The organism is Evansella sp. AB-rgal1, assembly GCF_041820985.1.
In the GTDB taxonomy this organism is placed as follows: Bacteria; Bacillota; Bacilli; order Bacillales; family Salisediminibacteriaceae; genus Evansella.
On the sequence record NZ_JBGUAU010000010.1, the window covers coordinates 85,448 to 100,051 of the forward strand.

A 14,604-nucleotide genomic window follows, 5' to 3' on the forward strand; every position below is an offset into this window, starting at 1 on the left:
GAACTCATACTCTGTTAAAAAAATAGTTTAATTACCGCCCCATAGTTCTACTCTTTTTTGTACAAGTCGAGAGAATTCTTTCTCTGCAGCTTCTATAGCATCTGTACTAATCTCCTCAATGAAGCTGTCATAAATGCTATCAAAATCAGCAGGATCAGCTAAAATCGCTTGTGGAATTCGAGTAAACATTGTATCTTGTGCACGTTGGAACGGAACAGCAATAGGTGAATCGGAGCTATAGTTTATCTCCCACGCGGCTCCATATGGTCTCGGACTAAATTCATCCTCTTGAGGAAATAAATCCTTCCAAATTTCAACATCATAAGCAGCTAACACTTCTTTCTCCACTTCTGTGTAATCTTCAATTAATGTCTCAGGAGTATGAATGGTATACGGTTGACCTGTAGGGTCTAACACGCCATTTCCATAATGTGGACCATAAGCTCTAAATACGTTAATTCCTGTTCTTTCATCAAAAGAACTGTCAGATCTACGTTCCTCGCGTTGGTCATCTGTTAAATAACGATTACCGTCATCATCTAATTGGTAGTGCTCTCCTTCAATTCCCCAGTTGTTTAGAATTTGAGCTTCATCACTAGCCATCCAATCTAAAAATTTTATTGCACGAACTGGATCAGGGTTATCAACAGTAATTCCAATTCCCCAAGTTGAAAGGTATCCAGTAGGTTTGAAATTTCCGTGTTTATATGTTTCATCTAATGTAACAGGGTAGACACCATGCATTCTATCTAGTTTACCGTCTTCGCGAAGCGCTGTTTGTGTATCAGCAATTGACCATTCTGCATCAATCATTCCTAATACTCTTCCAGATGAGATCTTTGCTTTGTATTGATCTTCTTGTTGTACAAAGCTTTCTTTATCTAATAGACCTTCTGCATTCATCTTATTTAACCAACGGAAATATTCTTTTTCCTCAGGACGCTTATAATGTAATTTCGCCTCAAACGTATCTTGATCAATAAACCATTCACCATCATCTGGTGCTCCCGTAGCAAAGAATGCTGGGTTTGTGACAGAAATTAACAATCTCCAGTCATCTGCTAACAACGTTAACGGAATCGTTGGCTGTCCATCAATTTCTGGATACATTTCATAATATGTTCTGATTGCGTTCTCGAAGTCCTCTAATGTTCTTATTTCAGGATATCCTAATTCCTTCACTACCGCGTGTTGTAGCCAGAAACCATTACCAGGTGTACGGTATTCCTCGTCAACTGGATTCGTTCCAATAAAGTAAATAGAATCATCATCTTCACTCCACACCATTCTTTCTAGATAATCACCATAAACTCTTTGAATATTTGGTGCATGTTCTTCAATTAGTGGTCGCAAGTCAATCATTGCTCCAGCATCTACTAATAAGTTGCCATCACCCTTCGGTAAAACAAAGTCTGGATAGTCACCGCTAGCAGCGAATAAAGCAATTCTTTCAGCTGGTTCTCCAATCGCAAAGTCTGCTTCTAGCGAGACACCTGTAGCTTTTAAAATCTCTTGTCCCACTGGGGAATTCATCCCATCCCAGCTAGGATTGTTGTCTGCCGCAAATAACGAGAATGTAATCGGTTCCAAATCTCCATCAATAACAACATCTTCATTCTTGTTTCCATCATCATTATTTTCTTTTGATGTGTTGTCTGTGTTATCACTACACGCAGCAACTACCAAAAGTAAACTAGTGAGGAATAAAATACTTGTTACCTTTTTAAACCTTCCCATAAGTAACCCTCCTGTATTGTATCTTTATTGTATCGAACAAGGATCTCATCTTGAACCCCTTGTTTATACCAGTTTCCTTACTTTACAGCCCCTAATGTCATTCCTTTTACAAAATACTTCTGCAAAAATGGATATACGAGTAAGATCGGTACAATCGTTACGATAGAGATAGCCATCCGAACGGACTCTGGGGATACCCTTTTAATGAGATCTGCCCCTGCTCCACCTCGCGTAGCATCAATGCCAGCACTTGTAGCTGTATTTTGTAGTATCTTCATTAATTCGTACTGCAACGTTGTTAATGCTGGATTTGCGCTGTTGTAAATATACGTATCAAACCACATGTTCCACTGCATAACAGCGATAAAAAGTGCGATGGTCGCTAGCACTGGTTTGCAGATTGGTAAAATAATTCTCCAATAAATCGTAAAGTCGTTTGCACCATCAATTTTTGCCGATTCTTGTAAGGCGTTAGGCAATGTATCCATAAAAGAACGAATAATGATGATATTCCATGCACTTACTAAAAGTGGAAAAATATAGACGGCAAAGGAGTTAATTAACCCTAAGTCTCGCATTAGCATATACGTTGGGATCAATCCACCGCTAAAGAACATCGTAAGTACGATTACAGTAGAGACAAATTTTCTCCCTTGGAAATCATGTCTACTAAGGGTATACGCTACCATGGAACAGACAAACAAACCTCCGAGCGTACCGATTACTGTTCGTAAAACCGAGTTGATAAAGCCAGTAATCAAACTATCATATTGCATAATAACAGCGTAGTTTTCTAGAGTGAACGCCCTTGGCCAAATATAGATTCCACCTCTAACGGTATCTGTGGATTCATTAAATGAAATCGCTAACACATTTAGAAAAGGATAAAGCATAACCACAACAACAAAACACATAAAGACATAATTTAAGATATCAAACATCCGTTCAGCAGGAGTCATTCTATTAAAATTCTGTTTCTTTCGTGTCACTTTCCATCACCTCCACTACATTACGCTAGTATTTGAGTATCGTTTGAATATGCCGTTTGCAAAAAGTAATAATAGAATACTTACCATGGAGTTGAAAATACTAATTGCTGTACCAAATGAGTATCTCCCCATCCCTATCCCGTAGTTTAAGGCGTATAACTCAAGTACTTCTGCATACTCACGTGTAAGTGAATTTCCTAATAGAAGCTGTCTTTCAAAACCAATCGCAATTAAATTTCCTATGGATAAGATTAAAATGACGTAGATCGTTGGACGAATACCTGGCAATGTAATATGCCAAATTCTTCGGAATCTTCCTGCCCCATCAACACGCGCTGCTTCATATAGTTGAGGATCAACGCCAGCCATAGCAGCTAAGAAAATGATGGAGTTCCATCCCATCTGCTTCCATATATCGGCACCCGTTACAATAAACCAGAACCATTCCCCTTTTGCTAAAAACTGTATGGGGTTATCAATAAGATGTAAACCTACTAACATATCATTGATAATCCCGCCATCAGTGGACAACATCTTTGTAACGATACCTGCTACTACTACCCAGGACACAAAGTGCGGTAAATAAGAGATGGTTTGTACAGTCCGTTTGAATAGTGAATCTTTTAGTTCGTTTAATAATACAGCAAATATAATTGGTATTGTAAATCCAACAACGAGGAGCATTACACTCATTACCAACGTATTTCGCAATACAAGGTAGAAATGAGGGTCATTAAATAATTCAATGAAATGTGCCAATCCTACCCATTCCTGCTCTGAAAAGGAACGTCCAGGACGGAAATTCTGAAATGCCATTGTCCAACCCCAGACAGGTAGATAGTTAAATATGAATACCCATATCACAACTGGGATTGACATCATATATAGTATTTTTTGCTCTCTCATTTTCTTCCAGAAATTCTTTTGCTTTGGAATTATTATTGTTGTTGTGTCTACCTTTTCTGTTACCTTCATCTCAATCCCTCCTGTTTACATGTCTATCATAACGAAAATTTCACTTCGGAAATACCACAAGGATTACTACTAAAATCATATAAAAATTTCATTATGAATCCGCTTCCAACATTGTTATAAAGGCATTATGCATATGATAGTGGTACCAGTTTAGAGGAACGCTAATTGAAAGACTGATCATCTCTGAACTAGATAATCTCCAGTAACCCCAATCAAGCTTTTCCGCACCTATGCGAACTAGTTTACGAGGAGTAGGTGGTGCCCTAGATCTAGACAACTCTCTAACTCTGAAAAATCCAATACTTTATATTGAAAAAACTATCTTGAAAGGTTGAAATACAACCTTTCAAGATAGTCACAATTAGCCACTCATATGTTGTTTTCTTCGGTAGGCAGATGGAGATATACCTTCGTATTTCTTAAACTTACTATGAAAATAATCAACATTTTTATAACCTACAATTTCCGCCACTCTATATACTTTTACTCCATTTAATAATAGCTTCTTCGCATTTTTTATCCGAACCTTATCTAAGTACGTGTTAAAGTACTCTCCTGTATAACTCTTAAAGAGCTTTCCTAAATAAGCACTATTATAATTAAAAATTTCGGCTAATTTTTCTAATTTTAAATTCTCGCTATATTTTGAGTCTATTAAGAGAAGTAATTTTTTCAATTGGTCATTAGTCTGATCGAGTTGTAATTCCTCAGAAATCCCTTTGATAACGCTTACTACATTATTTTGTAACGTTTCTATATTCGTACTATCATAAATTTCAAGAATTTTTTCAGAAGCTTCAACTAATAAGACTTCCTTTTCTGGATTAGACTTTTGTAGCTTCGTAACAACCCTTGATAATACACTGACATATAATTTTTTCAACGCCTCTTCAGAGAACTCATCTTCCATCTTAATAAAAGGTATTTCGCGTAATACTGTCTCGAGCTTCCCCTCTTCACCAATCTCTATTAACAAATAGAGTTTTTCAATCATGTCCTGAATTTCCATCGATGTTTGGTTTTCACTCTGATTCAATACAATCAATTCTCTTCCCTTTACTAGCAATTCATTATTAGGATAAAAAAATCGATTTCTGATAAGTGTTAACGCTGTTTTATAAGAGTCCTTAATTTCACATAGAGAATTCACACAGTTCCCGACGGCTACTACAGAACACACATTATGCAAACTCATAGCTCCTTTTACCTCTTGATAAAACAATTGGATATCTCTGTTTTTATAAGAACTACCATCTAATAACACACCAATATACGATTCATGTAAAAATACTACTGCCTTTTTGTCCAGACTGATCCTTCTATTTATTTCTTGCTTCAGTGATAGAAGGTTATTAGTTTCTAAATTCGTAGTCTCGATATGAATCAAAAGTACCCTGTACTTCTCCCACAATATGCCATGTACTTTGCCCATGTGTGCCTTTTCATCATCACTATAGTCTTTAATAGATTTGTTAAGGACCTTTGATAAGATAAAAGATTCCAGTTTTCTCTCTTTTTCAATACTTGAAATTTTTTTCATTGTGTTTTCTTCGTCCAGCTTCTTTTTTATTTCTAATATAGCAGGAATTAATTCATCTTCGTCAATAGGCTTTAATAAATACCCAGCTACCCCATAGTGAATCGCTTTTTTTGCATAATCAAAGTCTGCATATCCAGATAGAATTAAACATTGGACACGTTGATCAAACGAACGAATATGCTGTATTAATTCTAACCCGCTCATCCCAGGCATTCGAATATCGGAAATAATTAAATCAAAAGTGTGTTTTTCACACAAATCCAATGCAGTTTGGCCATCTTTTGCTAAAGCAACAACCTCGTAACCATACGTTTCCCAAGGAATAACTGCATCCAATCCCTTTCTAACCGTGGACTCATCATCTACAATTAGTACTTTATACAATTAAATCCCATCCTTTCAAATTACTTATTATCGAGTCAATATTTTAACTTGAGCTAGGTTCGCTGCTCGTTCTAAACATTCTTTTCTTGAACAGATACTTCTAAAACAACTATTCATTATTATCGATATGTGAAAGAGGAATCATAAAAGATATCTTGGTGCCTTTTAAATGGTTACTTTGAATAAGAAGACCTTGACTTGTGTTATAAGTTAATAAAATTCTTTCATGAACATTTCTTAAGCCAATACGATCTTCTACTTTTTCATCTGTCGCTGACAAAGTGTGAAAGATTTCTTCTTTTTTTTGTTCCGATATCCCAACTCCATTATCCATAACAGAGATAATGATGTTCTCCCGTGTCATTTTTGCTTCCACTATAATCTTCCCACCGTCAGGGTGGTTTTCTAAGCCATGTATAACAGCATTTTCTACTAAAGGTTGAATAATTAGGGGCGGAATCATAACCCTGTTCACCGCTGGATCTATTAATAGGTCGTATTCTAAACGCTCATCAAATCGGAAATTTTGGATTTCAAGGTAGGCATTCACCATTTCCATTTCTTGTTTCAATGTCACCATAGAACCGCCAACTTCTATACTAATGCGAAGTAACTTCCCTAACCTCTTCACTATATGAGCAATTTCCTTTTCCCCTATTAACAGCGTTTTCATCCTGATTGTTTCTAAAGTATTAAATAAAAAGTGAGGGTTAATTTGGCTCGCTAACATTTTCAACTTAATTTCACTCTGACGTTTAACTAACGCATTCTTTTCTCTATTATTTTGCTCAATCTCTTTTAATAACTCTTGGATACTTCTCATCATATTATTAAATTGTGACGATAACATACCTAATTCATCTTTGCCCTGTATGTTTACGTAAGAATTCAAATCTCCCGCCGAAACTTTCCTAATCTCCTTACTTAAGATGGAAATTCGTTTTGAAATTAGGTGGGAAACTCCAAAGATTAAAATAACAGCTATTAACATACTAAATGAAATTACGAAAAACCCTAGTCTAACTAAGCGATTTGCACCTTCCATAATTTGTGCTTCCGATATGATAGAAGCAATTCTTAGGTCATTGGCACTGTTAGCAACTCCAATATTCTCTACCATTATGTGCGAAGGTTCGTTGAATGCCACGTCTTCGAAAGTTCCTGTTTCTCCATTAGCAAGACGTGTGGATAAAGTTACTTCCTCCAAGTTTACTCCCAACAGCTCTGATCTATTTGTTGCAACAATGTAGTTTTGCGAATCTAGGACTAATATCGGCATCATTTCCTGAGTTAATATAAAATTCATATAGCTTGTATTCACATCCACTACTAAAACACCGAAAGACTGGTGTTCGGGAAAATGAATCACTCTATTCAACGTTAGTTTTTTGGATCCTCCAGTCAGTTGGTCTTCTTCAAACCGCCAGCTAAGCAACCCTTTGTTTTCAACTGCTTCAACATACCAGCTAGTGTTCCTCACTTTTTCATTCACAGGGATAAATCGCCAATTATTTAACATTGTATCGTTGTTAACATAGAATCGAATATTATTAATCTCTCTATAAAAGCGTGTACTATTTTGAAAGTAAACAAAATTTCGATAGGCTTCTACGACTTCAAATATTGTTTCATATTGTTTCGTTGCTATCTCCTTTAAACTTTGATCAACCAATAACGAATTTGAAATATAAACAGGAGGGGTCAGTGACTCCGATATCCTTATTTTTATCCTTGTCATATCAGATGATGTTTGTTCCAGTGCATTAGCTAGTGCAATGCTTTTCAATTCAGAAGTTAGTAAGAGGCCTACTAATAAAATTGGTACAAAAACCACAAGTATAAACGAAAATATCAATTTGTTTCTTAGTTTTAAATCATTTACTTTACTAATTACAAGTTTTTTCATCACTTTTCTCCAAGATAGGATTATTATACACACGTACAAGAAACCGCTTTCAATTACTTCCTTTTCATTTTAAAGGATATTTGAAGAAAAAAACACGTTACTAATTTCATAAAAATCATATAATAATTAGACATTCAACAAATTATGTACAGTATATGCTCAAGGAATCTCAAAACTTACTATTACTTCTACTATATCCTTTCTGTAAAATTACACAACAGTAGAAGAAAAAAAGCCGCAAGAAACGAAGATTTTTCATCTTGATCTCTTGCGACTTATTAATAATAAAGAGAGTTTTCTACACTCCACTTTGATTGCTAACTCGTATTTAAGTTAATTCAATCTCTAACTTTAATGGGGCATTTTGTTGCATTTCAATGAATAGGACGTTGGCATCTAATTGCTCTACCTTATTATTATCATTGCAAGTAACTTTTTTCATGCCATTTCTAATGAGCAAATCTAATTGCTGATTTTTCCGAGAACGAATCGATACATTTATCTTCTTCTCCTCCATATTCCATTCTAATTGTTCAATTGTGACTTCCGTTCGTGTTAACATACCTGTAATTGAACCTTTTAGCAGGTCATCTGGTAAAGCAGGTAATAACTCTATCATTCCTGGAACAGAATATACCAGCATTTCCATGACAAGCGTTGGGAAGCTACAATTAGCGTCCACATTATAAATGACACGACCAGGGTTGTGGGATGTTACTAGACTTGAATGAATATAGTCTCCTTCATGTAACAATAACTTTATATTTTCTTGAACAAGAGCTTTCTCCTTCAACCGTGCTGCTACAATACCACAATGCATGATTCCATGCGCTGAGTAATTGCCGCGCTTTCGTAACATTAACGCTCGTTTGGCTGCTTCAAAAAGCTCCGGTGTTTTTTCAGGTGTAATTTCATGTCCTGGCCAAACAGGATACAGATGAGAAATGTGGCGGTGGTCATATTCGTCGTTCAAATCTTTGTGGGCCCATTCTTTTAATGCTCCATCTTCGTTAATCATATACTCAGGAATTTTATTAAGCATCTCGATCCAATTACAAATGCTGACTTCTTCTATTCCCAATTCATCACATGTATTGATTAGATTTATGAGCAACTCCTTCGTTACAGCTAAATCCATCGTAGCATTTATGGTTGCCTGACTAGGCTGCCAACCTTTCTTAAGCAATTCCTCTGAGATATTGGGAGTATTTTCTGGTGAATAGGACGGGACAAACATCGTTTTCCCAAACTCATCCTGCTCTGTTAAAAAGTCTTCATAAAAGAAAGAAATTTCTTTCATTAATGGTAATACTCTTTTTTTGAAAAACTCACGGTCCCCAGTAATCTGGTACCATTCATAAAATGGCATTACTAGCCATTGAGCACCTGCTGTCCAAAAGCCCAATGGCCAATCCTCATTAAAATGAGTATGAATGTTGTGATTCCCGTCCGTACGAGATCCTGCTAAGAATCCTCTGCAGCCAAACATGGTCTTTGCATTCACTTTCCAATCAGGAGATATTTTCTCTATGAGATGAAAATACCCCTCTAACGCTTCTCCCATATTACCGATGCCCCCACCAGACACTGCAAGATTTACATTGGCGTCGGTCGTGAAATCTCCACTCCAAGGCGGACGCCAGTCTCCAGTCCATAGTCCAACTAAATTTGGTGGGTATTCACCTGATGAACAAAGGAAAACATAGCGCCCCATATCAAACATCTGTTGAAGAAGAATAGGATCCAATCCATCTGTTTTCGTAGCTAGTAAATCTTCTGTGGTTAAAGAGGCTCTATCTTGTTCACCGATAGTAAATGTCATACGATTGAACATCTCACCATGAATCAATTGGTGGTTGGATAGAATATCACCATAGCTCAAATCAGCATGTGATAGTAAAGAACGTTGAAGAGTTCTCATCTTCTTTCCTGACTCTTGGTTATAATCATCAACTGGGCAAATTTTTGTAAGAATTAACACTTCCGCAGTATCTTTTATTACTAGTTTTTCCTCCTCTACCTTTACCGTTCCTTCTCCATTTTTTAATATAATGTAGGAGCTTCCAACATATCCTTTGTTTGTCTTTGTATACTTACAGCTGAATGATAAGAACTGCTTATCTGCATGTATTTTAAAGATTCCACTTCCCTCATGAACGAGGTCATCTATGGAAATCTCTCCATTCACTCTATCCTTTCCATTTGTCTTTATTTGTAATGCGATAACATCATGCGCTCTAGAAATAACGACATTTCGCTCCTGGCCCCCAGCATGGCTCTCCCAATATACCTTTATTTCTCCTGACTCAAAATCTACCTTTCTAGCATAATTATCTATGTCTTCTTTACGTGTAGTCTTCCACTTTAATGCATATGCAGGGTGATAGGCGTCCGTAAATAAGAGAGGATGACCTGATTTATCTGAAAACAAAGCGGCAGCATCCTGAAATTTCCCTCGCTTCATCATTTCTCTTATTTCAGGTAGGTAAGGCGCTAAAGGTTTATTTTGAACTATTTCTTCATGGAAAGGTTCATATAATTTTTCATGATTTAGAATAATGGTTTCTTCGTATGGCTGCCCAAAAACTAGTGCACCCATTGTTCCATTACCTGTAACCAAAGCTTCTTCCCATCGATCAGCCGGTATTCTACTAATTAGACCTCTATTGGTTTTATTTACATCTCCGCTATTATTTCCATCCATATTCTCACTTCCTTCTTATGCTTCCAGGATCATTACTCCATTTGCAGCGATTGATACTTCACCAGCAACTTCTTTATTTGTTAGTAAGTCCACTGCCTTATTTTCTACTGTGAATACCGATTCAGAGTCATTATGATTCATGATAAACAAGTAGGATTTCTCTCCTTTCCTCCTTCTTGTTACCTCTACATTCTCTGGAGTTTTCAGTAATGAGGAAATCCCTTTTTCTTTGCATAGACTTCTCATTAAGTCGTTAATAAAACGTTGTTCTCCACTTGTTCCTACATAAACAGTTTTCCCTTTCCCAAAACGATTTGCAGTAACAACAGGGGTACCTTTGTAAAAATCAAATCCATATTCAGCAAGTACCTCTGCCCCCTCAGTATGAATAATGTCAAAGAGTAAATGACAGTCGTAACTCCCTGCTAAGCTTCCCCAGTTATCTTTTATCACCATTTCATTTTTCCGCTTAGGATCTAATGCGTCAATTTCCTCTACCCAAATTCCCATTAATTTTCTTAGCTCACCAGGATAACCTCCTAGTGTTACTAAGTCATGCTCGTTAACAATGCCACTAAAGAACGTAGTAACGAACGTACCTCCATTTTTCACAAAGGCTTCTAATTTCTGTGCATATCCTGTTTTCACCATATACAAAACAGGGGCAATGACAATATTATATTTACTTATATCATCTTCCACACTAATCATGTCGACGGGGATGTTTTGGTCGTACATGGCTTTATAATATTTGTGTACTTCTTTTACATAATCCAATGAGACGGATGGACCGCTCGATAAGTCAATTGCCCACCGGTTTTCCCAATCAAACACGATAGCAACTTTCGCTTCTATCCTCGCATCAATGAGGCCCTCACATAGCTGCTTTAGTTCCATCCCAAGTTGGGTGGTTTCCCTAAATACCCGCGTGTTTTCATGACCTACATGTTCAATTACAGCTCCATGATACTTTTCACAAGCTCCAACCGAACGGCGAAGTTGGAAAAACATGACCGTATCAGCGCCATGAGCTACAGCTTGGTAACTCCACAAGCGCATCACCCCTGGTCTTTTTAACGAATTATATGGTTGCCAGTTTTGTTGACTAGGTGTTTGTTCCATTAACATAAATGGTTGCCCACCTTTTAAACCTCTCATTAAATCGTGTGTCATAGCTGTTAAACTAACTGGCGTATCAATCCCGGGATAATTGTCCCAAGAAACAACATCCATTTCTTTTCCCCACTTAAAATAGTCTAACTCAGGATAAGTACCCATCAGGTTTGTTGTAATTGGTAGATTAGGTGTCCATTTTTTTAATGCACGATGTTCTAATTTATAGCATTCTAATAAACTATCTGATTGGAAGATACGGTAATCTAATGAGATGCCTTGAAATGCACTTACATTACCCTCTCCCTCTTCGCTCAGGCCATTTGGAACAACAATTTCATTCCACTCATAAAATGTGTGCCCCCAAAATCTAGTATTCCAAGCTTTATTTACATTTTCTAAGCTACCATACTTCTTTGCTAACCACGTTCGAAAACTTTCTTCGCAATTTTCACAATAGCAATATCCACCATATTCATTCGATACGTGCCATAGGATTATTGCTGGATGATCTTTATATCGTTCTCCTAATTTACTCGCCATTTTCTCTGCATATTTCCGATACGTTGGGCTATTAGGACATGAATTATGTCTTCCTCCAAACTTTCGTTTTCTACCATAAAAGTCAACTCGCAAAACATCTGGGTATTTTTTTGCCATCCAAGGAGGATGTGCTGCTGTACTTGTTGCTAAACAAGTATAAATACCATTCTCATATAGTCTGTTAATATGATTATCTAACTCTTCAAAGTTATACGTTTCCTCATTAGGTTGATTTAGTGCCCATGAGAATACATTTAACGTTACTACATCAATACCAGCTAATTTGAACATCCTAATGTCTTCATCCCAAATTTCCTTACTATCCCATTGTTCAGGATTATAGTCTCCCCCATACCAGATTTTCTTGAGTTTATCGTTAATCACGAAGATACAGCCCCTTCTCTTTTATGTTTTGAAACACATGGCTATCACCGAATCATTCCCAGTGAAATCCTTATATTTTGCACTTTCCCCATTTAGCCAAGATAAGCGTTTTTAAAGTACAGAAAGAAAACCTAACTTTTTGAAAAAACTAGCTTCCAAATCACCTACGACTCAGAAGCTAGATACGTATTTAACCTTTTGAAACCTTACCTCTAATACTGAAATATGCTAGTACACCGCCTATTAAAAGCAACATCATTCCAATTAGTATAAAGTTTGCGAAGCTAGTAGCTGTATTAGGAAGTTTTGATTCTTCTCCCTTTTTTACATCTCCATTTTGTTTTGTGGGATCAGAGGTTCCGTCACCTTTATCTTGGTCCGTTGGCTCATCTACTGGATCTTGGTCCGTTGGTTCATCCACTGGATCTTGGTCCGTTGGTTCATCTACTGGATCTTGGTCCGTTGGTTCATCCACTGGAACTTGGTCCGTCGCACTTTCGGTTCTACCAATAACCACCTCATCATGCCTAGTTATATAATAAGTAAGTGTTTCCCCACTCCAAAAATAGAAGGTCAACTCCACTTCTTCTCCATTCCTTATATCGCTTTCTTTAAAGAAGCGATATCTACCATATGGAAAACGAACAACATTTTCATCATAATCTGGTGAGAATGCATATCCAAACTCTTTATAAGTTGTCCACCCATGAGGACCCGCTGCACTTCCATCCTCATAAACCGCCTCCATCGTTCGCACATCATTTCCATTAAATTGCATTGGAATTACAAAATCATCTACAGTTCCCTCTGCATCTTCAACTGTTGGAGTATCATACGTGAAGACTCGAATATACCAATTTGATCCGTGATTAAACTCGATCGTTATTTTTCCGCGTTCTCCTAATTCTCCTAGATCACCTAACTCTTCAAGTATACTAGCTTTCAATGTTAACGAATCTCGTTCTGGGTTTAAACTATAATCTTCCCCTTCAACTAGTATCTCTTCGTTTAACTTAAGAGCTACAGCATTATTTCCATGAAGATTCAACTGAAGTGTTACATCTTCTATTACTTGATTCTTTTTCAAATAAATGAAGTTAGATTCAGCTGTTGCAGAGCGTGTCTCCCAACTAGCTTGCATCATTTCATAAAGCTCAGGATCAGACCACTGGAAGGAAGTACGCCCAAAGTGCTGTCCGTTATCCCAAAGCATATGTGCCATCTCTTTTTGTTGAGCATAGTGAATCATGTACTCAAAGAACTTTAGTTTTTCCCCCTGTTGAACAACACCGGTATGTGTATCAAAACCTAATAAACCGTATTCCCCTAGTACAACCGGAATACCTCTTGCGGTAAACGTATTGTAAACACGATTGAATGTCTCATTGATGTGATTTTTCGATGTTTCATCAAAATGTGTATAACCAGCAACGTTTACACTAAACGGCCAAAAACCATAGAAATGCACAGTCGCAATAAGATTCGGATCGTCTAACTCCATTATTTGATCATAAGTATCATCTAAAATAAATTGACTATCAGGTGTTGCATGTAAGGTGGAAAGTACAAGTGGGCGAACATCATTTTTACTACCTGAACTCCTCACAATGTCATAGAAGGACATATGAAGATCATATAAATATTTATTTGCTATAGACTCTTCATCTGAACCTTCAAAGCGTGGCTCATTAAGAGCTTCGAACATTAATTCAACAGGGTAATCTCTGAAATGATCTGCTAATTGCTCCCAAATTGCATTAAAACGCTCATGCGATTCTTCTCGGTTATTGGGCATTCCCCACTCTAACCAAACCCATGAGTCATGGTGAATATTAATCATGACATAAAGACCCGCTTCTAGTGACCAATCGACGGCATCCGTTATTCTTTCAAGAAAATCTTCGTGAATAGTATAATCTGGTCCTTCTTCCATACGTTGATCGAACGTAATTGGGATTCGATTTTAAAGCCTTGATCGGCAATTTGCTCTATTAATTCTTTTGTTACTCTAGGGTTTCCCCAAGCAGTTTCATCTTCACCAACTGCATCAAATGTATTCCCTAAATTCCACCCCGGTTGCATATTAGAAACATACTCATGAATGTCAATTACTTCTTCCTCATTAGCAAGAACGTTTACTGGTGGTACTATCATAGAAATAATAAAAAGAGTAGCTAGTAGCGTCACAATAGACGTGTTGCGAACCTTTCTCACACTAAAAAAACTATGAAGAATCACCATTAAAAAACCTCCTTAAAATAGTTGAATTAATTAGATAGTAGTAAAAAATAATCTATGGATTTTCTCCCCCCTCTCAGTAAAGCGCTTC

The 14,604-nt window shown here is 36.9% G+C and carries 9 protein-coding genes; all 9 read right to left on the minus strand.

All coding sequences use genetic code 11. From position 1 onward, the window contains the following. Positions 1–27 precede the first annotated feature (27 nt). The gene (locus ACERII_RS10370; RefSeq protein WP_373642122.1) at positions 28–1,737 is read right to left on the minus strand and encodes an ABC transporter substrate-binding protein; all 1,710 of its coding nucleotides are present in this window, start codon (positions 1,735–1,737) and stop codon (positions 28–30) included. Positions 1,738–1,814: 77 nt separating this feature from the next. After that, positions 1,815–2,726: a carbohydrate ABC transporter permease gene (locus ACERII_RS10375; protein ID WP_373642124.1), complete on the minus strand. Its 912-nt coding sequence runs from the start codon at positions 2,724–2,726 to the stop codon at positions 1,815–1,817. A 15-nt stretch (positions 2,727–2,741) separates the two neighbouring features. Continuing rightward, a complete protein-coding gene (locus ACERII_RS10380; protein ID WP_373642126.1) occupies positions 2,742–3,701 on the minus strand; it encodes an ABC transporter permease in 960 nt (319 codons plus the stop codon). 361 nt (positions 3,702–4,062) lie between these two features. After that, positions 4,063–5,625, minus strand: coding sequence for a response regulator (locus tag ACERII_RS10385; protein ID WP_373642127.1), 1,563 nt, complete (start codon positions 5,623–5,625; stop codon positions 4,063–4,065). A gap of 109 nt (positions 5,626–5,734) precedes the next feature. Next, positions 5,735–7,531: a sensor histidine kinase gene (locus ACERII_RS10390; protein ID WP_373642129.1), complete on the minus strand. Its 1,797-nt coding sequence runs from the start codon at positions 7,529–7,531 to the stop codon at positions 5,735–5,737. 328 nt (positions 7,532–7,859) lie between these two features. After that, the gene (locus tag ACERII_RS10395; protein ID WP_373642131.1) at positions 7,860–10,235 is read right to left on the minus strand and encodes a glycosyl hydrolase family 95 catalytic domain-containing protein; all 2,376 of its coding nucleotides are present in this window, start codon (positions 10,233–10,235) and stop codon (positions 7,860–7,862) included. A gap of 15 nt (positions 10,236–10,250) precedes the next feature. Beyond that, positions 10,251–12,275 (minus strand): beta-galactosidase, encoded by a 2,025-nt coding sequence (locus ACERII_RS10400; protein WP_373642132.1) that lies wholly within the window; start codon positions 12,273–12,275, stop codon positions 10,251–10,253. A 190-nt stretch (positions 12,276–12,465) separates the two neighbouring features. Beyond that, complete coding sequence (locus tag ACERII_RS10405; protein ID WP_373642134.1) at positions 12,466–14,208, minus strand: cellulase family glycosylhydrolase; 1,743 nt, start codon at positions 14,206–14,208, stop codon at positions 12,466–12,468. After that, complete coding sequence (locus ACERII_RS10410) at positions 14,157–14,516, minus strand: hypothetical protein (RefSeq protein WP_373642135.1); 360 nt, start codon at positions 14,514–14,516, stop codon at positions 14,157–14,159. Before ACERII_RS10410 ends, ACERII_RS10405 begins: the two co-directional genes overlap by 52 nt. Between the last annotated feature and the right edge of the window lie 88 nt (positions 14,517–14,604).